Below are 20,895 nucleotides of genomic sequence, written 5' to 3' on the forward strand. Positions count from 1 at the left end.
GACTGGCTGATAGGCGAGTTGACGGACAGAATATGCCTGGCGGCGATAGCGCGGTGGTCCCACCTGACCCCATGCCGAACTCAGAAGTGAAACGCCGTAGCGCCGATGGTAGTGTGGGGTCTCCCCATGTGAGAGTAGGGAACTGCCAGGCTTTGATTTCTGGTGCGCTGATATGGCTCAGTAGGTAGAGCGCACCCTTGGTAAGGGTGAGGTCCCCAGTTCGACTCTGGGTATCAGCACCATTGATTATGTAGTAAAGATAAGTTCGGCAAATAAAAGAATTTACCTGGCGGCGATAGCGCGGTGGTTCCACCTGACCCCATGCCGAACTCAGAAGTGAAACGCCGTAGCGCCGATGGTAGTGTGGGGTCTCCCCATGTGAGAGTAGGGAACTGCCAGGTTTCAATTAGAGAAAAGCCCTGAACATAGGTTCAGGGCTTTTTTTTGTTTTTGATCCGTCCTGAATAGCGTTGACACGTTCCTGGCTTAAATCCGGAGAGCGTGATGATGACTGAGTTCAAACGTACCCAACGTGATTATCCTCTATCCTTTAAAATAGCCGTCGTTGAGCAGGTCGAAAAAGGCGAGATGACCTACAAACAGGCTCAGCAACGATACGGTATTCAGGGGCGTTCCACTGTCCTTGTCTGGCTGCGTAAATACGGCCGGCTTGACTGGAGCCCCGGACTTCCGAATTTGGTGAAGAGGAAATTGCTTGTGGCTCAGACAAATACACCCCTCACCCCGAGCAAAGAATCAAAGAGCTTGAAGAACAGCTTGAGCTGGCGAACCAGAAGGCTGAGTTTTTTGAGTCGGTTATCAATGTCCTGAAAAATGATTACGGGGTGAGTGTCGTAAAAAGCGGCCCGGCAAGTCCTTGCTCAAGGTCAGACCTCAAAAATAACCGTTACGCGCGCCTGCCAATTTCTGGGTCACAGCAGACAGGCATGGTATCAGTACAATGCCCGCTGCAATCAACGACATGCACACCATAGTAAGGTTCTAGATGTTATTGCCCGGCTCCGGTGCCGCCAGCCGAAGATAGGCACACGTAAACTGCACCATCTATTGAACAGTCACCCAGATAAGACACTGAATATCGGTCGGGATAGCCTGTTCAGCCTGTTGGGTGAGCACCGGTTTCTGGTGCCAGTAAAACGGGAATACCACAAAACCACCAACAGCCATCATCGTTTTTACCGGCCCCCGAACCTGCTGAAACCGGATCCTGGACAGGTTACCGCTCTTGAGCCGGAACAGGTATGGGTGGCAGATATTACTTACCTGCCGATACGCAACGGCACGGTTTATCTGAGTCTGGTCACTGATGCCTGCTCAAGAAAAATCATGGGTTATCATGTAGATGAAAACCTGCACACTGAAAATGTAGTAAAAGCGTTCAAACAGGCAGTGCGGCAAAGGCAAACAGAAGGCCCTCTGATACATCACTCAGACAGGGGGATACAATACTGTTCAGCACTTTATCAGTCAGTGCATAAAGAATACGGAATAACCTGTTCAATGACAGAGGGTTACGACTGCAACCAAACGGGATCCTGAAGAGTGAATTTTTACTCTCACGCCCGGCCGAGCTGGCACAGGCAAGGAAAATGGTGAAAGAGTCTGTAGCAATTTATAATCATGAACGGCCACATCTGGCCCTGAAATACAAAACGCCTGATGAAGTTCATCAGGCGTTTTACGGGCAAACAACTGTCAACCTATATCAGGACTAGCCACCCCTCATTTAACACCTGGAAGTGATGTGAGTCATTGGTGTGGCTTATGCGCTAAATGGAAATACAATGTCTATTTTTTGATGAAACATTTTCAATCAGAACGGTGTCCCCTCGACATCATAGGGGGAAAAGGCTATCTTTGGCTACCTAGAAGTCTAAACGTATAAACGTATAAACGTGTGTGAGGATATAAGGTCATGCCAATTCGGGTTCCTGATGAGTTGCCGGCGGTGAGTTTTCTGCGTAATGAGAACGTCTTTGTCATGACGTCTTCTCGTGCGAGGACTCAGGAAATTCGTCCACTCAAGGTATTGATACTTAACCTGATGCCAAAAAAGATCGAAACGGAGAATCAGTTTCTGCGTCTGCTTTCCAACTCTCCATTGCAGATTGATATCCAACTGTTGCGTATCGATAGCAGAGAATCGAAGAACACGCCGACCGAGCATCTCAATAATTTCTATTGCGACTTTGAAGATATCGAGCAGGAAAATTTCGACGGATTGATCGTTACGGGTGCCCCGTTGGGGCTGGTAGATTTCTGCGATGTGGTTTATTGGCCTCAGATTGAACGTGTCGTGACTTGGGCGAAAGAGCATGTCACCTCCACACTGTTTGTTTGTTGGGCGGTTCAGGCTGCATTAAATGTGCTGTATGGTATCCCGAAATTGACGCGCGAAGTGAAGCTATCGGGGGTGTATTCTCATCAGACGTTGCAACCACATGCTTTGCTGACCCGAGGGTTTGATGAAACGTTTCTGGCGCCGCATTCTCGTTATGCCGACTTTCCTTCCGAAGTCATCCGTGAGCATACCGATTTAGATATCCTGGTGGAGTCTGGAGAGGCCGGTGCCTATCTGCTTGCCAGTAAGGATAAACGCCAGGTCTTTGTGACCGGGCATCCAGAGTATGATGCGCTGACACTGGCCAGTGAATACTTCCGTGATGTCGATGCCAATCTTGACCCGATGATTCCGGTCAATTACTTCCCTAATAACGATCCGCAGAGAACGCCAAAAGCGGCCTGGCGCAGCCACGGGCATCTGCTGTTCTCCAACTGGCTGAACTACTATGTATACCAGATAACGCCATATGATCTGCGTCGTATGAACCCGACGTTGGACTGAGCCCCCAAGCCTATCCCCTTTCCTGTCAAAGGCGCCTTATCGGCGTCTCTTTTTTTGTCTTCCCGATTTTTCCTCCGTGATCCACATGTCTCCACTGTGTGTGAAATTTATTCCTATGTATTTTTATTAAATAAATCCATTAAATTCATGATGATAAATTAAATTAAAATTAAAAATGGAAATTGTTTTTGATTTTTAATTTTATTGGATTAGGCTTAGCTCTGTTGGCTGAAAAATGATCGCATCGGCGAGTTATTGATTCAGCGGGTGAAGTGAAGACTATTTGTACGGGAATAATCACATGACGCAACAGACGATGAACAGGGGGCTGGCGTTTAGTCAGCGTTTTGGCGAGGCTGAGCGACAAATTCTTACGGATGAAGCCATCGATTTCCTCACCGATTTGGTCGAGAGGTTTACGCTTTCGCGCAATCGCCTATTGGCGGAGCGTCGAGAAGTACAACGCCGGATTGATGAAGGTGTACTTCCTGATTTTATTTCGGAAACTATTTCCATAAGAAATTCAGAGTGGAAAATCCGAGGCATTCCAGATGACTTGCTCGACCGACGAGTAGAAATCACGGGCCCAGTCGAGCGCAAAATGGTGATTAATGCATTGAATGCCAATGTAAAGGTCTTCATGGCGGATTTTGAGGATTCGCTGGCGCCGAGTTGGCAGAAGATCATTGAAGGGCACATTAATTTGCGGGATGCGGTTCGTGGCGCCATCACTTACACCAACGAAGACGGTAAAATTTATCAACTCAAACCGCACCCTGCGGTATTGATTTGCCGGGTTCGCGGCTTGCATCTGCCGGAAAAACATGTGGTGTGGCAGCAGGAGCCCATTCCAGGCAGCCTGTTTGATTTTGCGCTCTATTTCTTCCACAACTACCGGCAATTGCTCAGCAAAGGGAGCGGCCCCTATTTTTATCTGCCTAAATTACAGTCTTATCAGGAAGCCGCCTGGTGGGCTGAGGTATTCAGCCATACGGAGGATCGCTTCGGTCTGCCGCGCGGCACGATCAAGGCGACGGTGCTGATTGAAACACTGCCCGCTGTCTTCCAGATGGATGAGATTCTCTATTATCTGAGCGATCACATCGTCGGTCTGAACTGTGGTCGCTGGGATTATATTTTCAGCTATATCAAAACCTTGAAGCATCATTCCGATCGCGTACTGCCGGATCGGCAATCCGTCACGATGGACAAACCGTTCCTCAGTGCCTACTCACGGCTGTTGATTAAAACCTGTCATCGTCGCGGTGCTTTTGCTATGGGCGGCATGTCGGCGTTTATCCCCAGCAAGGATAAGGAACGCAACGACTGGGTACAGGAAAAAGTTCGACAGGACAAAGAGTTGGAAGCTCGCAATGGTCATGACGGCACCTGGGTCGCGCATCCGGGCCTGGCGGACACTGTTATGCCGGTCTTCGATCGTGTACTGGCGGGGCGACAAAACCAGCTGGATGTCCTGCGAGAAGAGGATGCGCCGGTCACTGCCGACGATCTGCTGGCGCCTTGCCCGGGTGAGCGTACTGAAGCCGGTATGCGCGCCAACATCCGCGTCGCGGTGCAGTACATCGAAGCCTGGATTTCCGGCAACGGATGCGTACCGATCTACGGCCTGATGGAAGATGCCGCGACGGCTGAAATCTCACGGACTTCCATCTGGCAATGGATTCACCACGGTAAAGCCCTCAGTGATGGCCGCGTGGTCACTAAAGCACTGTTCCAGCAAATGCTGGAGGAAGAAATGCAGGTCGTCCGGCAGGAGATCGGCGATATACGTTTTCAGGCTGGACGTTTTAGTGAAGCCGCTCGCCTGATGGAGCGCATCACCACGCAGGGCGAGCTGATCGATTTTCTCACCTTACCCGGTTACGACTTACTTGATTAATCCTGTAGAAAAAAGGAATCGCTATGAGCATTACCTCTCGTACCCAACAAATCCGGCAACTCGAACAGGAATGGAAAACCCCGCGCTGGGAAGGCATTGTCCGCCCTTATCGGACAGAGGATGTGATTAACCTGCGCGGCTCGGTGAATCCAGCTTGTACGCTGGCGCAGCGAGGCGCGGAGAAACTGTGGGCCTTGCTGCACGGAGAATCGCGTAAGGGATACATCAATTGTTTGGGCGCGCTGACCGGCGGCCAGGCGTTGCAGCAGGCGAAAGCCGGTCTGGAAGCGGTGTACCTGTCGGGTTGGCAGGTCGCGGCGGACGCTAACCTGGCCGCCAATATGTACCCCGACCAGTCGCTTTATCCGGCGAACTCGGTACCGGCCGTGGTGCAGCGCATCAACGGCACCTTTCGTCGTGCGGATCAGATCCAGTGGGCGAACGGCATTGAACCGGGCGATCCGCGTTTTATCGACTATTTCCTGCCGATCGTGGCGGATGCGGAAGCCGGATTCGGCGGCGTACTGAACGCATTTGAGCTGATGAAATCGATGATTGAGGCGGGCGCGGCGGCGGTTCATTTCGAAGATCAACTGGCCTCGGTGAAGAAGTGCGGCCACATGGGTGGCAAGGTGCTGGTGCCGACGCAGGAAGCGGTGCAGAAACTGGTCGCTGCACGTCTGGCGGCGGATGTGCTGGGCGTGCCGACGTTGCTGGTCGCCCGTACCGATGCGGATGCGGCAGATCTGCTGACCTCCGACTGCGACAGCTACGATCAGGATTTCGTCACTGGCGAACGGACCGTTGAGGGGTTCTTCCGTACTCGCGCCGGCGTGGAACAGGCTATCAGCCGCGGGTTAGCCTACGCGCCGTATGCCGATCTGGTGTGGTGCGAAACCTCGACACCGGATTTGGCTCTGGCTCGGCGCTTCGCCGAAGCCATTCACGCCCGCTTCCCCGGCAAACTGCTGGCCTACAACTGTTCTCCGTCGTTCAACTGGAAAAAGAACCTGGATGACCGTGCTATCGCCCGTTTTCAGGATGAACTGTCCGAGATGGGCTACAAGTACCAGTTCATCACGCTGGCCGGGATCCACAGCATGTGGTTCAACATGTTTGATCTGGCCCATGCCTATGCACAGGGCGAAGGGATGAAGCATTACGTCGAGAAGGTACAGCAGAGAGAATTCGCTGCAATTTCAGAAGGGTACACTTTCTCCTCCCATCAGCAGGAGGTGGGAACCGGCTACTTCGACAAAGTCACGACCATTATTCAGGGCGGATCCTCTTCCGTCACGGCGTTGACCGGTTCGACGGAAGAACAGCAGTTCTGATCATAAGCCGATGCCGATGCGGCCAGCCGGGTGCTGGCCGCATGACGTTGAACCAAAGACAAGGGAGAGTGGATGCGGATGATTCGCGATCGGGAACATTTGGTGGCGCAGACTATTCTGCAAGGGTTCGATGCGCAATACGGACGGTTCCTGGAAGTGACGGCCGGGGCGCAGCGGCGTTTTGAGCAAGCGGACTGGCTGGCGGTACAACAGGCCATGAAACAGCGTATCCATCTCTACGATCACCACGTCGGGCTGGTCGTCGAGCAGCTACGTTGTATTACCGAACAGTGCTATGACGCCGATTTCGTCGCACGGGTAAAACAGATTTATACCGGGTTGTTGCCTGACTATCCCCGTTTCGAGATTGCCGAGAGCTTCTTCAATTCGGTGTATTGCCGCCTGTTTAACCATCGTGCGTTAACGCCGGATAAACTGTTCGTCTTCAGCTCTCAGCCGAGTGCGCGTTTTCACGAAATTCCGCGCCCGCTGTCGCGCCTCTACCAACCTGACGATAACTGGGACGGCATGCTGCATCGTATTCTGACCGCGTTGCCGCTGCGCCTACCATGGGAGGATCTGGCGCGCGATATCGGTTATGTCGTGCGGATGCTGCGGGAGTCTTTCCCGAAAATGTCGCTGACGCGGGCATCGTTGCAGGTCGCCAATGAACTGTTCTACCGCAACAAGGCGGCCTGGCTGGTTGGCAAACTGATCCTGCCGCAGGGTGTCTTTCCGTTTCTGTTGCCGATTCATCGTAGCGAACAGGGCGAGCTGTTTATCGATACCTGCCTGACTCGCCATGATGAAGCCAGCATCGTATTCGGTTTCGCACGCTCCTATTTTATGGTTTACGCGCCGCAACCTTCAGCGATGGTGGCCTGGCTGCGGGAGATCCTGCCGGCCAAAACTACCGCCGAACTCTATCTGGCGATCGGTTGCCAGAAGCACAGCAAAACGGAGTATTACCGGGAATACCTGAATTTTCTGGCACATTCGCAGGAGCAATTCGTCATCGCGCCGGGCGTGAAAGGCATGGTGATGCTGGTGTTCACGCTGCCCTCTTTCGACCGGGTGTTCAAGGTCATCAAGGATCGTTTCGCACCGCAGAAAGAGGTGAACGAAGCGCAGGTACGCGCCTGCTACCAGATGGTGAAAGAGCACGACCGCGTCGGACGCATGGCGGACACGCAGGAGTATGAAAATTTCGTGCTGGAGAAATCCCGTATCAGCCCGGCGTTGTTGGCAGAGCTATGGCGCGAAGTGCCGGACAAACTGGAGGATCTGGGCGATCGACTGGTTATTCGCCATCTGTATATGGAACGTCGCATGACGCCGCTCAACCTCTATCTGGATCAGGTAAACGGCCAGGCGCTACGGGATGCGATCGAAGAATACGGCAACGCTATCCGGCAGTTGGCGGCGGCCAATGTTTTCCCCGGCGATATGCTGTTTAAGAATTTTGGCGTCACCCGTCACGGCCGGGTGGTGTTCTACGACTACGATGAAATCTGTTATATGACCGAGGTGAATTTCCGCGATATCCCGCCGCCGCGCGATCCGGCCGACGAGCTGGCGGCGGAGCCCTGGTACAGCGTCGGGTCGCATGACGTATTCCCAGAAGAGTTTCGCCAGTTCCTGTGCAGCGATCGCCGGCTATTGCCGCTGTTTGAGGAGTTGCACGGCGATCTGTTCCGGGCGGATTACTGGCGGGCTTTGCAACAACGCATTCGTAGCGGGCATGTGGAGGATGTTTTCGCCTACCGGAAGCGGCAGCGTTTCTGCCAGCGTTACGGCGCACAGGCCAGCGCGACAGCTAAAATAGCCTGACGGCGGGTTAACGCGCCCCGCCATAGGCGATAGTGATTTCCTTCGCTGCCCGGATAACCAACGCGCCGAGCTCGATCACGCGATCGTCGGTAATGCGCGATACCGGGCCGGAAATAGACAGTGCGGCCACGGCTTCGTGATGTTCATCCAGAATGCAGGCCGCCACACAGCGCAACCCCAGTGCGTGTTCCTCATCGTCATAGGAGTAGCCCTGACGGCGGATTTGCGCCAGGTTCTCCTTCAACGTCTGGGCATTGAGCGTTCGTGGTGTGTAGCTGTGCAACCCGTTACGATGCAGTAACTGCGTGACTTTATCGTCCGGCAGCGTCGCCAGAAATGCCTTGCCCGCGCCGGAAGCGTGCATCGGTAATTTACCGCCGATCGGCGCCGACATGCGCATCAGTGCCGTGCACTGCACCTGATCGATGATGATCGCCTGGTAGTCGGTTTGATCCAGCACCGCCAGGTTGACGGTTTCCCCTGAGTTTTCCATCAGCTTTCGCAACATCGGATGCACCATTGCCAGCAGATTGCGGCTCTGGAGGAAACTGCTGCCGACGATAAAAGCCTGCGTGCCGATGCTCCAAAACCCTAAATCGCCCACCTGACGCACGAAACCTTGCTGCTGCATGGTGGTCAGCAACCGGTGTGTGGTGGAGTTAGGCAAGCCGGCCCGTTGCGCCAAATCGGTCAGCGCGATGCTGCCGTTGGCATGAGCGATGTATTCCAGCAGCGTCAGGCCGCGGGTCAGCGACTGTACTTGTCCAGCAGGCTGGGCGGCGGCGACGGTATTGGCGGCACGGGGTTTCTTGCCGCGTTTAGCGGGTTCGGGAGGCGTCATGGCGAGGGTTCCTTTTTCATATCATGGAATTGATTTTCGTTTTTTTAACGAAGATTGCAACCGGCTTCTGCTGGGGACGTGGCATTGGAAACGATTGAAAAACTCTCATTGTGCGCGTCGGGTTGGCGGTCATTATCTATGCTAGGATAGACGGCTGGACGTATATCGCGATTCGGCGCGAGCGAGCCAGGCAACCGCGACAAGGGTAATAACGAGAACAATGATGGCAAAAAATCGACAGCAGGAATTACAGCAGCAACTGGATCAGCGCATCATGATTTTGGACGGCGGCATGGGCACCATGATCCAGGGGTATCGGCTACAGGAAGCGGACTACCGCGGCGCGCGTTTTGCCGACTGGCATAGCGACCTGAAAGGCAACAACGACCTGCTGGTGCTGACGAAACCGGACGTGATCGCCGCCATCCACCATGATTATCTGGCCGCCGGCGCTGATATTCTGGAAACCAATACCTTCAATGCGACCCGCATCGCTATGGCCGACTACGACATGGAAGCTCTGTCGGCGGAAATCAATACCGTCGCCGCACGTCTGGCGCGCACCTGCGCCGACGAATGGACGGCACGCACGCCGGAGCGCCCGCGTTATGTCGCTGGGGTCTTGGGGCCGACCAATCGCACCGCCTCCATTTCGCCGGACGTGAACGACCCGGCGTACCGCAACGTCAGTTTTGACCAACTGGTGGACGCTTATCGGGAGTCGACCCGGGCGCTGATTGAAGGCGGCGTCGATCTGATTCTGATTGAGACCATTTTCGATACGTTGAACGCTAAAGCCGCGGTTTATGCGGTGGAGTGCGAGTTTGAAGCGTTGGGCATCACCTTGCCGGTGATGATTTCCGGCACCATTACCGATGCGTCCGGTCGTACATTATCCGGGCAGACCACGGAAGCGTTCTACAATTCCCTGCGCCATGCCCGCCCACTCTCGTTTGGTCTTAACTGTGCCTTGGGGCCGGACGAACTGCGTCAGTACGTGGCTGAACTGGCACGCATTTCCGAATGCTATGTCTCGGCGCATCCCAACGCCGGGTTGCCGAACGCCTTCGGCGAATATGATCTGGACGCACGGGAGATGGCGCAGCAGGTCGGCGAGTGGGCGCAATCAGGATTCCTGAACATTATCGGCGGTTGTTGCGGTACGACGCCCGCGCACATCGCCGCCATGGCGCAAGCGGTGGACGGCGTGCCGCCGCGCAAGCTGCCGCAGACACCGGTCGCCTGTCGGCTGTCCGGTCTGGAGCCGCTCAACATCGGTGCCGACACCCTGTTCGTGAATGTCGGCGAGCGTACCAACGTGACCGGTTCGGCTAAATTCAAACGCCTGATTAAAGAAGAAAAATACAATGAAGCGCTGGATGTGGCGCGTCAGCAGGTGGAGAACGGCGCACAGATTATCGATATCAACATGGACGAGGGCATGCTCGACGCCGAAGCGGCGATGGTGCGTTTCCTCAATCTGATCGCCGGTGAGCCGGATATCGCCCGCGTGCCGATCATGATCGACTCCTCCAAATGGGACGTGGTGGAAGCGGGCCTGAAGTGCATTCAAGGCAAAGGTATCGTCAACTCCATCTCGATGAAGGAAGGGGTGGATATCTTTATCGAACATGCCAAAAAGGTGCGCCGTTACGGCGCGGCCGTGGTGGTGATGGCGTTCGATGAAGTCGGCCAGGCGGATACCCGCGAGCGCAAGATCGACATCTGTCGTCGTGCCTACCGGATTCTCACCGAAGAAGTCGGCTTTCCGCCGGAAGACATCATTTTCGACCCCAATATTTTTGCCGTCGCCACCGGCATTGAAGAACACAACAACTATGCGGTGGATTTCATCGGCGCCTGTGACGATATCAAGACCCAATTGCCGCACGCGCTGATTTCCGGCGGGGTGTCCAACGTGTCGTTCTCGTTCCGCGGCAATGAGCCGGTGCGCGAGGCTATCCACGCCGTCTTCCTCTATTACGCCATCCGCAACGGTATGGACATGGGCATCGTCAATGCCGGCCAACTGGCGATTTACGACGACCTGCCCGCCGAGCTGCGCGATGCGGTGGAGGACGTTGTCCTCAATCGCCGTACTGATGGGACGGAACGCCTGCTGGCGATCGCCGAGAAGTATCGCGGCAGCAAATCCGACGACGACAGCAACAAGGGCGAGGCCGAATGGCGCGGCTGGCCGGTCAAAAAACGGCTGGAGTACGCGCTGGTTAAAGGGATTACCGAGTTCATCGAGGCGGATACCGAAGAGGCGCGGGCGCAGGCGGCGCGGCCGATCGAAGTGATCGAAGGGCCGTTGATGGACGGTATGAATGTGGTGGGCGATCTGTTCGGCGCGGGCAAGATGTTTCTGCCGCAGGTGGTGAAATCGGCGCGCGTGATGAAGCAGGCGGTAGCCTATCTGGAGCCGTTCATTCAGGCCAGCAAGGAGGCGGGCAGCAGCGCCGGTAAAATCCTGCTGGCGACGGTGAAGGGCGATGTGCACGACATCGGCAAAAACATCGTCGGCGTGGTACTGCAATGCAACAACTACGAGATCATCGATCTGGGCGTCATGGTGCCGTCGGACAAAATTCTTAAAACAGCACGGGAAGAGAAGGTGGATATCATCGGCCTGTCCGGGCTGATTACCCCGTCGCTGGATGAAATGGTCAACGTGGCGAAGGAGATGGAACGCCAGGGGTTCACGCTCCCGTTGCTGATTGGCGGAGCGACCACCTCCAAAGCGCATACCGCGGTGAAGATCGAACAGAATTACAGCGGGCCGACGGTGTACGTGCAGAACGCTTCCCGTTCGGTGAGCGTGGTGTCGTCGCTGCTATCGGCGACGCAGCACGACGAGTTCGTGGCGCGTATTCGCCGCGAGTACGAAACGGTGCGCATCCAGCATGCCCGCAAGAAACCGCGTACACCACCGGTGTCGCTGGACGCGGCGCGGGAGAACGCACAGTCCTTCGACTGGGAAAGCTACACACCGCCAGCGGCGCACCGTCTTGGCGTGCATCCGGTATCCGCCGGCATCGACACGCTGCGTCATTACATCGACTGGACGCCGTTCTTCATGACCTGGTCGCTGGCGGGCAAATACCCCAATATTCTGGAAGACGAGGTGGTCGGCGAGGAAGCCAAGCGGCTGTTTGCCGACGCCAACGCCATGCTGGATCAACTCTCTGCCGATGGCACGCTCAATCCGCGCGGCGTGGTGGGCCTGTTCCCGGCCAACCGGGTCGGCGACGATATCGAGATTTATACCGATGAGCGCCGCGACACGGTGTCCGCACTGAGCTGCCACCTGCGTCAGCAGACGGAAAAGACCGACTTCCCCAATTACTGTCTGGCGGATTTCGTGGCGCCGAAATCCAGCGGCAAGCCGGATTATATCGGCGCGTTCGCCGTGACCGGCGGGCTGGAGGAGGATGAACTGGCGGCGCAGTGGGAAGCACAGCATGACGATTACAACAAAATCATGCTCAAGGCGCTGGCGGATCGGTTGGCGGAGGCCTTCGCCGAATATCTGCACGAGCGGGTGCGCAAGGTGTACTGGGGCTATGCGCCGAACGAGAACCTGGGCAACGACGAACTGATCCGCGAAAACTATCAGGGTATTCGCCCGGCGCCGGGCTACCCGGCCTGCCCGGATCACACCGAGAAGGCTATCCTCTGGCAACTGCTGGATGTGGATAACACCGTCGGCATGAAACTCACCGAGTCTTACGCCATGTGGCCGGGCGCGTCGGTCTCCGGTTGGTACTTCAGCCATCCGGACAGCAAATATTTCGCCGTGGCGCAAATTCAGCGCGACCAGGTGGACGACTATGCCGCCCGCAAGCACATGCCGGTGGCCGACGTCGAACGCTGGCTGGCGCCGAATTTGGGGTATGATGCGGATTGATATGAACGTCATCAATAAACGGAACCAGGTGGTGAAATGATCCATGAACTTCGCCTTGCCAATGTCGGGCCTGCCAGTACCATGCATCTCACATTTGGTAATCGGCTCAACCTGTTAACCGGCGATAATGGTTTGGGCAAAAGCTTTTTGCTGGATATTGTCTGGTGGGCGCTGACTCGTCGATGGCCCGCAGAAGTGAACCCTAAACTGGCTGCTGGCAAAAAGGCTCTGCCAGCGTTTGATCTCACTGGAGAAGAGGCAAGCATTGCGTTTTCGTTTGCTGGTAAGGTCAAAACGGAACGTTACGAAAGCCATTATGAGAGTACCTATGCCCGGCGTGAACAGAGCTGGACGGGTCGTGCAGGTCGGCCGGCTAACCCTGGATTGGTTCTGTACGCTATGGCGGACGGCAGCTTCGCCGTATGGGATCCGCATCGCAACTATTGGCGCATGCAGGATGGCATTGACGTGCAGGAGCGGGTTCCGGCCTATGTGTTAAACCCGACTGAAGTATGGGATGGTTTGTCGGGAGACGAACGCTCCTGGCTGTGTAACGGATTGATCCGTGATATTGCCAGTTGGCAAAAAGAGAAAGGCGCGGCGTTCAGACATATAAATGCTGTTTTGAAGGTGCTTTCCCCGTCGACAACCGAAGTGCTCTCACTGGGGGAACTGACCCGTATCAGTCTGGATGACGTGCGCGAGATCCCGACTCTCCGTATGCCTTACCAAAAGGATGTGCCTGTACTCCATGCTTCTTCGGGGATGCGGCGTATTTTGGCGCTGGCCTATTTTTTGGTATGGGCATGGGAGGAGCACCAGCGAGCAGCCCGTCTTCTGGGAGAAGACGTCAGTCCGCAGATTACGTTCCTGATTGATGAAGTTGAGTCCCATCTGCATCCCAGTTGGCAGCGCAGTATTGTTCCCGCTTTGCTGAGAGTGATGGGAAAGCTGAACGCCAAAGCGCAGGTACAGTTGATCACCACCACGCATTCCCCGCTAGTGATGACCTCGGTGGAACCATTATTCGATGCCAAACGAGATGCCTGGTTTGATTTGGATTTTCTAAATGGTGCGGTGGTGCTGGCGCGGCGTGAATTTGAAAAACACGGTGATGTGACTAACTGGCTGACCAGCGAGGCGTTCGATTTAAAAAGCGGCAGACCGCTGGAGTATGAGCGACTGGTTGAGGACGCGGCAACGCTGCTGAATCAGTCTGATGTATCGGAAAAAGATCTGGACGCGATGTATCAGCAGTTTCTGGCGGCTCTCGATGCTAAGGATGAGTTCCTGTTTCGCTGGCGGTTTATCCGTGGAAAAAAAGTAACGCCAGAGAAAAATGACAATAAGATAAAAAAAGGACGTAAAAATGATTCCGGTGGTGTTACAGGCTGAACCTGATGATTTTGATGTCGAGGTACGCCAGAAAGGGCATAACTGGTTGATTAAAAAAAGTATTAGCCTTAATGCACCACCGCCAAAGGCTTCGGATTTACCCAACTACTGGACGCACAGCAATTATTCGCTTTGGGAATCTTATGGTGGTGTCTGCGCCTATCTGGCGATTTATTTTGAGTGGGTGACAGGGGCATCGTCTACCGACCATTTCATCGCGAAGTCCCGTAATGCCGGCGACGCCTATGAATGGAATAATTATCGCTTAAGTTCATTGGGGCCCAATCGCAACAAGAATGACTTCGATGATGTCTTGGATCCAATCAGTTTGCAGCCGGATACCTTTGTGATTAATTTCCTGTCGGGTGAGATTAGCCCCAATTATGCGCGGTATTCCCAAGGTTCGCCGTATGCCACGCAGGCAGAATCGACTATTACCCGGCTTCAGCTCGACAGTCAGGAGCATCGGCGGATGCGCACGCGTCATTTTGATCAATATATCACTGGGAAATGGTCGCTTGATGGCCTGCACGATGAATCCCCTTTTGTTTATGCTGAAATTATGCGTCAAGGATTGAGCGATCGATCGTTGCTCGATTGAGCCTGGTTCCATTTTAATGAGAGTGGTTATCAATCGTATTGCTGTGGCCGGGGCGCAATGCTAAGGTGAGGCTACGAATCATTTTCCCGGCATTTACCCCGCAAAGTCGGCCTGATGGTGGCTCTGAGCATGATCAACCTCTCTTCTCCTGCGCCGTCGGCGCGTCGTTTTTCCATTGAGGATTTTCTGGATTTCGGCGAACGCTATGGCATTGACTACCGTTTTCCTGCTGTTGGCGCGAGCGGCGAACGTCACTGTGAGAAGCAGACGGTGGTTCAGGGCGACGTCGAGGAAATGGTGTTGCCGTCCGGCATCTGCCTGACTAACTCGTCCATTGAGGTGTTGCAACCGTATGACACCACTTCGCTACTGAGTTCCCCGTTATATACGCTGGTGGTGCTGGAGGGCCGGGTGAACATTCGGCTCAATACCCAGGAGTTTGTCGTGTGTTCCGGTATGGCTTTCAGTACCCGGCTGGGAGAGCAGTGGGTGATGAAGGCTAGCCACCGTATTGAGCGCTCGCTCAGAACGCTGTCTCTGGGAATACACCCTGAACGAGTGGAACCGACGCGGGCCGTCTCTTCGCTGTTGCAGCGCTGGGAACATATTCAGGCGCCGGCGTTTGTCTGGCCGGTGCCGGATTACCTGTTGATGGGGTTGCAGCATATTCTGTATCAACCGATGGCGGCGTTACCGCGGCAACTGATGCTGGAGGGCGCACTGTTGCAACTGCTTGGCGGCGTATTCTGCCGTGTGGATGAGTTGCCGGGGTGTCAGGTAACACGGGCCGTGTCGTCATCCAGCGAGCGCTGCCGCCTTGAAAATATTCGCCAGCGGCTGCGACAGAGCCCGGAGAAACCTTACACGCTGCCGGCGTTGGCGCAGGACGCCGCCATGAGTGTTACCAGCTTCAGGAACAAGTTTCGGCAGCAGTATGGCATCTCGGTGTTTGACTATTTGCGCGAGTGTCGGTTGTCGCTGGCGCATCGCTATCTGGCGTTGGGGTATCCGGTACAGCAGGCGGCCTGGCTGTCCGGTTATCAGCATGCTACCAATTTTGCCACGGCGTTCCGGCGCCGCTATGGCATCGCCCCCAGCGAGGTACGGTTCAGCATCCAGGGATGAACCGCTCATTGGGGTCAGCTTATCGGTAGGATCATTTTTGTTTTTCCTCATACGTAACCTGTCATTGCGCATAGCCGCTGCAGTTTTAAAAACGGTAATAATTCTTATTTGCAAAAATACAGCGCGGTGGAGAAACGCATGTTCAGAAAAACACGACTGGCTTTGATGGTGGGATATCTTACCGGGGGATTTGCCGCTTCGGCGATGGCTGCGGATGCGGTGAAGAGCGCGTCATCGGCGGAGCAGCCGCAAAACGAAACCATCGTAGTGACGGCGCCGACACAGAGCGGCGCGACCAAACTGGCGACGCCGGATATCGAAACCCCGCAGTCGGTTTCCATCGTGACGCGCGAACAGGCGCAAGAGCAGGGGGCGACCAGTGTACGTCAGGCGGTCAGCTATACGCCGGGCGTCTACAGCAACCAGATCGGCGCCTCCAATCGTTACGATTATATGGTGCTGCGCGGGTTTTCGGACGGCAGTCTGGATAACGTCTATCTGGACGGGCTGAAATTGATGGGCGACACCAACTCCTACAGCTCGCTGGTGATCGACCCCTGGTTCCTCGACAGTATCGAGGTGGTGCGCGGCCCGGCGTCGGTATTGTATGGACGCGCCTCCCCCGGCGGCATTGTGGCGCTCAATTCGCGCCAGCCCTCGTTCGAACGCAGCGGCCAGATCCGGCTTTCCGCCGGCAATAACGGGCAGCGCAGCGCCGCGTTTGACGTCACCGGGCCCGTTGATGATAACGAGCGGCTGGCGTTCCGCCTTGACGGGTTGGTGCGCGAGGCCGATACCCAATTCGGCCCACTCAAAGAGAAGCGTTATGCGCTGGCGCCGAGCCTGACGTGGCGCGTCTCCGACCGGACACGTCTGGAGCTGATGGCCTACTTCCAGCATGACCCCGATGGCGGCAGTCACTCCGGTTTGCCTTATGAAGGCACCGTCGTTGAGCACAATGGCCAGAAGATTTCGAACACCTTCTATGAAGGCGAAGAGAATGATGAAAAGTTCGATCGTCGGCAAACGATGCTGGGTTACAACCTCGAACACCGTTTCGACAACAGCTGGTCGGTACGCCAGAAGCTGCGTTATCTAAACAGCCATGTGACGCTGAATCAGGTTTATGCCTACGGCTGGAGCAGCGGCAATACCCTGAACCGCTATTACTCCGGCGGGGAAGAGTCGCTGTCGGCGGTGACGTTGGATAATCAACTGGATGGCAGCTTCGATACCGGCCCGCTGGGCCATCGCGTATTGGTGGGGATCGACTATCAGCAGCGCGACAATGATGTGACCTGGTATTCGGGGACGTTCCCGGCCATTGATGCGTTTAACCCAGTTTACGGCGCGTCGTCGACCTACATGGGGCTTTCAAGCCTGGGAACGCATAAGCTGCGTCAGACCGGCGCTTACCTCCAGGATCAGATGTCCTGGGACAACTGGCGTTTCACGCTGGGCGGCCGCTACGACACCGTCAGGTTGGAGAGCATCGACAAGCTGAACGGCGCCGACGATGCGATGGATCGAAACCACTTCAGTTCCCGTGCCGCATTGCTTTACCTGTTCAACAATGGCATTGCGCCTTACGTCAGCTATTCCACCGCCTTCACGCCGACCAGCTTTACCGATGCCGACGGCAAATTGCTGGAACCGATGAAAGGCCAGCAATGGGAAACCGGGCTGAAATTCCAGCCTGAAGGCTCGAAGAGCCAATACAGCGCGTCGGTATTCCGCATCAACCAGAAAAACATCGCCACCAAAGTGCAGCCGACCGACCCTTATACCTCGATCGGCGAAATCGAATCGCAAGGGGTAGAGCTGGAAGCGGTCGGTCATATTACCGATAGCCTGCGCGTGCAGACGGCCTATACCTACACCGATATCCGCTACAAGAAGAGCAGCCTGACCGAGCAAGGCAAGCAGGCGGTGTATGCGCCGCGCAATCAGGTTAGCACCTGGGCCAGCTACGATGTTCATCGCGGCCCGCTGGATGGGCTGACCATCGGCGCCGGGGTGCGTTACGTCAACGGCATTACGACGGATCGCGCCAATACTTACCGGCTGCCGTCCTACACGCTGGTGGATATGGCGATCGGCTATGATCTGTCGAAAGTCGGCCTGAAAGGGTTGAGCACGCAGCTTAACGTCAACAACCTGACCGACAAGCGCTATATCGCCGCCTGTAATTCGCTGGAGTTCTGTTACTTCGGCGCGGAACGCAGCATCGTCGCCAGTATGTCGTATGCATTTTGACCGGTGAGGTGCCGAACCGTCAGGCGCCGGCAGCCTTCATCACACGATGTTAATCGCAGGGAAGAGTCAAACATCCGCGCCAGAGATGGCGCGGTTCGCGCTGACAGGGAGGCACTGGCGGCGCCTGTACATTCCATCCATTATTGCCGCATTGCCGCACGTCGTCAGGAACGCTACGGGCCAAGCGGATGGTGTTCGCACAGAAAATCGATAAAGGCGCGCAACTTGGGCAGCATATGGCGGTTATCCGGCCACAACAGGGAAAAGTGCCCGCCGGTCGTGGTATGCGCCGTCAATAGCGCAGTGAGTCGCCCATCCTGTAGCTCTTGTCGGACGGCGAAGTCCGGGACATAAGCAATCCCCAGCCCTTGTATCGTGGCTGAAAGCTGAGCTTCCAGATTGGAAAACACCAGTTTTTCCGACAGCGCGGCCATAGCAACGCCGGGGATGTCCCACTGCATCAACTGCCCGGTACGGGAAAAACGGTAGTGCAGACAGCGGTGTTGGCTTAGCTGTTGCGGTGTCGTCGGCGCGCCATAGCGCTGTAAGTAGTCCGGTGCCGCGACCAGCAACAGACGATAGCTGCCCAGCCGTCGGCTACGGAGCTGTGAGTCCTCCAGCGTACCGCTGCGGATGGCCACGTCCACGCCTTCGCCGATCACATCCACCAGCCGATCGGTAAAATCCAAATCCAGTTCGATGTCCGGATAGTGGGACACAAATTGCGGCAGGCACGGCAGCAGCATGCGATAGCCGATAGCGGGCAGGCTGATGCGCAGCCGTCCTGCGGGGTTGCCGGTGAGCTGCGCCAGCGCGAATTGCGTCTCTTCGAGGTCGACGGCGATGCGTCTGGCTCGCTCATAGAACAGTTGTCCTTCATCCGTCAGGCTGAGCTGCCGGGTACTGCGGTTCAGCAACCTGACGCCCAGCGTGCTTTCCAGCCGCGCCACGCTTTTGCCGACGGCGGAGGCGGAGATCCCCAGCCGCGCCGAGGCGCTGGCAAAGCTGCCGCTTTCCACCGCTTTCACGAATGCCATCATGCCGCTCAAACTTTCGATGCCGTTCATTCCGGATTTTTTGTCCTGTCAGTGGGGATTTGCAGGGTATTTTTGCCATTAACCCGCCGTTTTATCCTGTCAGCCTATCACAAATGAATGAGGGCATTGGGTAATGAAAGTGGGATCGCAGGTTAGGTTTAGTCGTGCGGGTTCGCTGGTGGCCGTCTGTCTGGCGAGCAGCATTTTGCCGCTCAATTTTACCGGCGGCGTACTGGCGATCCCGGCGATTGCCCATGAGATGGGCGGGCCGCCGCAGGCGCTGAATTGGGTATCGAATGCGTTTATGCTGGCGTTCGGCAGTTTGCTGATGACGATGGGATCGCTGGCGGACAACCACGGTCGCAGGCGGCTATTTATTGCGGGCGTGGTGGTTTTTACCTGTGCATCGCTGTTGATCGGTTTTTCGCCCAACATCCTGATACTGGATCTCTGGCGTGCGGTACAAGGGGCTGCCGGCGCCGCCATGCTGGCGGGCGGTGCGGCGGCGCTGGCGGATGCGTTTGAGGGGGCGGCCAGGTTACGCGCGTTCGGCATGCAGGGCACCAGTTTCGGCATCGGGCTGTCGTGCGGGCCGGTACTGGCCGGTTATCTGGTGGAGCAGGGCGGATGGCGCAGTGTTTTCCTGTTGTCGGTGCTGATCGGCGGGCTGGCGACGTTGGCGGGAAAACGCTGGATGCGGGAGTCGAGCGCCGCGCGGCCCAATCCGCTGGATCTGCCCGGTATTCTGCTGTTCAGCATGGCGCTGGCGCTAATGACCTGGGGTATTTTGCAGGTGGCGTCGTCGGGGTGGGGGGCGCCGCTGGTACGGTTGTTGCTGGGCGGCAGCCTCTGTTGTTGGGCGGCGTTCGTGGTGATGGCGCGACGCTCCCCGTTTCCCATGCTGGATTTGTCGCTGTTCCGCTATCCGGCGTTTATCGGCGTCCAGCTTCTGCCGGTGGCGACCTGTTACTGCTTTGTGGTGTTATTGGCGCTGCTGCCCGCCCGTTTTATGGGCGCTGAAGGGCTTGATAGCATGACGACAGGGCTGTTTATGGTGGCGTTGTCCGGCCCGATGTTGGTGGTGCCGGGGCTTGCCGTCTACCTGACGCGCTGGGCCGCGCCGGCTCGCTTGTGCTGCCTGGGGTTGGTGCTTGCTGCGGCGGGTTTGTACGCGCTGAGCGTCAGCGAACGGCATGTGATGATATTGCTGTCGATGTTGACGATCGGTATTGGTACCGGTTTGCCTTGGGGGCTGATGGATGCGCTGTCCGTCAGCGTGGTTCCGCGCGATCGCGCCGGGATGGCGACCGGTATTTTCAGTACGGTGCGGGTTGCCGGAGAAGGCATCGCGCTGGCGATGGTATCGACTTGCCTGGTGGCGCTGATGAGCGGGCAACTGACGAACCCGAATGACGCCGCCCTGGCCGATATCCGCTATCTGGTCAGCGGCAATGCGTCGTTATTGCAGCATATGCCGCTGGCGTATTGGCGGACGATCTATCTGCACGCGTTCAATCAACTGATGGTGCTGCTGTCGGCGGTGACTTTGCTATCGGCGCTATTGATCCATGTCTGTCTGAATCGACGTTCGTCATCCATTCATTCGCCTGTTGTATCGGCGGCGGACGTTGTATCTCCGGCGGAAGATGATGCGCCGTGCTGAAAACGGCGATCTTGTCCTGCCAGCGGCGTGCTAAACACCGAGGGTTATTGATCGGGCCGGAAGTTTTGAAAAATTTCCGGCCCAAGCGCCCATGAGCCCACTTAAGAACGGATAAACTGTCACAATAGAGGAATTAC

At 56.0% G+C, this 20,895-nt stretch carries 12 protein-coding genes, 1 tRNA gene, 2 rRNA genes and 1 pseudogene; 14 read left to right on the forward strand and 2 right to left on the reverse strand.

Annotation, left to right across the window (positions count from 1 at the left end):
• Positions 1-35: 35 nt before the first annotated feature.
• From rrf (DPA2511_RS02275) to aceK, 8 genes and pseudogenes are all read left to right on the forward strand, one after another.
• Positions 36-151: ribosomal RNA gene (rrf, locus tag DPA2511_RS02275) — 5S ribosomal RNA — on the forward strand.
• 15 nt (positions 152-166) lie between these two features.
• Positions 167-242, forward strand: a tRNA-Thr gene (locus tag DPA2511_RS02280).
• Between the two features lie 43 nt (positions 243-285).
• A 5S ribosomal RNA gene (gene rrf, locus DPA2511_RS02285) occupies positions 286-401 on the forward strand.
• Positions 402-504: 103 nt separating this feature from the next.
• Positions 505-1,736, forward strand: a pseudogene (locus DPA2511_RS23160) (IS3 family transposase).
• A gap of 200 nt (positions 1,737-1,936) precedes the next feature.
• A complete protein-coding gene (metA, locus tag DPA2511_RS02305) occupies positions 1,937-2,866 on the forward strand; it encodes a homoserine O-acetyltransferase MetA (protein WP_012764079.1) in 930 nt (309 codons plus the stop codon).
• Between the two features lie 301 nt (positions 2,867-3,167).
• Positions 3,168-4,766: a malate synthase A gene (aceB, locus tag DPA2511_RS02310; protein WP_012764080.1), complete on the forward strand. Its 1,599-nt coding sequence runs from the start codon at positions 3,168-3,170 to the stop codon at positions 4,764-4,766.
• A 29-nt stretch (positions 4,767-4,795) separates the two neighbouring features.
• Positions 4,796-6,100 carry an isocitrate lyase gene (gene aceA / locus DPA2511_RS02315; protein ID WP_194250214.1) on the forward strand — a complete coding sequence of 435 codons (1,305 nt, stop codon included), beginning with the start codon at positions 4,796-4,798 and terminating at the stop codon, positions 6,098-6,100.
• Positions 6,101-6,178: 78 nt separating this feature from the next.
• Positions 6,179-7,930 carry a bifunctional isocitrate dehydrogenase kinase/phosphatase gene (gene aceK / locus DPA2511_RS02320; protein WP_023638115.1) on the forward strand — a complete coding sequence of 584 codons (1,752 nt, stop codon included), beginning with the start codon at positions 6,179-6,181 and terminating at the stop codon, positions 7,928-7,930.
• Between the two features lie 7 nt (positions 7,931-7,937).
• On the opposite strand, the gene iclR is transcribed toward aceK, so the two are convergent.
• Positions 7,938-8,771, reverse strand: coding sequence for a glyoxylate bypass operon transcriptional repressor IclR (iclR, locus tag DPA2511_RS02325; protein WP_012764083.1), 834 nt, complete (start codon positions 8,769-8,771; stop codon positions 7,938-7,940).
• A 223-nt stretch (positions 8,772-8,994) separates the two neighbouring features.
• Between iclR and metH the strand changes: the two genes are divergently transcribed.
• The 5 genes from metH (at position 8,995) to foxA (ending at position 18,058) form a co-directional block, all read left to right on the forward strand.
• A complete protein-coding gene (gene metH / locus DPA2511_RS02330) occupies positions 8,995-12,681 on the forward strand; it encodes a methionine synthase (RefSeq protein WP_012764084.1) in 3,687 nt (1,228 codons plus the stop codon).
• A gap of 36 nt (positions 12,682-12,717) precedes the next feature.
• Positions 12,718-14,076 carry an AAA family ATPase gene (locus tag DPA2511_RS02335; RefSeq protein ID WP_012764085.1) on the forward strand — a complete coding sequence of 453 codons (1,359 nt, stop codon included), beginning with the start codon at positions 12,718-12,720 and terminating at the stop codon, positions 14,074-14,076.
• Positions 14,051-14,677 (forward strand): HNH endonuclease family protein, encoded by a 627-nt coding sequence (locus DPA2511_RS02340; protein WP_012764086.1) that lies wholly within the window; start codon positions 14,051-14,053, stop codon positions 14,675-14,677. Before DPA2511_RS02335 ends, DPA2511_RS02340 begins: the two co-directional genes overlap by 26 nt.
• A gap of 114 nt (positions 14,678-14,791) precedes the next feature.
• Positions 14,792-15,802 (forward strand): helix-turn-helix transcriptional regulator, encoded by a 1,011-nt coding sequence (locus DPA2511_RS02345; RefSeq protein WP_226376622.1) that lies wholly within the window; start codon positions 14,792-14,794, stop codon positions 15,800-15,802.
• A 138-nt stretch (positions 15,803-15,940) separates the two neighbouring features.
• Positions 15,941-18,058, forward strand: coding sequence for a ferrioxamine B receptor FoxA (foxA, locus tag DPA2511_RS02350; protein WP_012764088.1), 2,118 nt, complete (start codon positions 15,941-15,943; stop codon positions 18,056-18,058).
• Between the two features lie 173 nt (positions 18,059-18,231).
• On the opposite strand, the gene DPA2511_RS02355 is transcribed toward foxA, so the two are convergent.
• A complete protein-coding gene (locus DPA2511_RS02355; RefSeq protein ID WP_023638116.1) occupies positions 18,232-19,116 on the reverse strand; it encodes a LysR family transcriptional regulator in 885 nt (294 codons plus the stop codon).
• 112 nt (positions 19,117-19,228) lie between these two features.
• Here DPA2511_RS02355 and DPA2511_RS02360 point away from each other — a divergent pair, with 112 nt between their 5' ends.
• Complete coding sequence (locus tag DPA2511_RS02360) at positions 19,229-20,758, forward strand: MFS transporter (RefSeq protein WP_012764090.1); 1,530 nt, start codon at positions 19,229-19,231, stop codon at positions 20,756-20,758.
• Positions 20,759-20,895 lie beyond the last annotated feature (137 nt).

The sequence above is a fragment of the Musicola paradisiaca NCPPB 2511 genome (assembly GCF_000400505.1).
In the GTDB taxonomy this organism is placed as follows: Bacteria; Pseudomonadota; Gammaproteobacteria; order Enterobacterales; family Enterobacteriaceae; genus Musicola; species Musicola paradisiaca.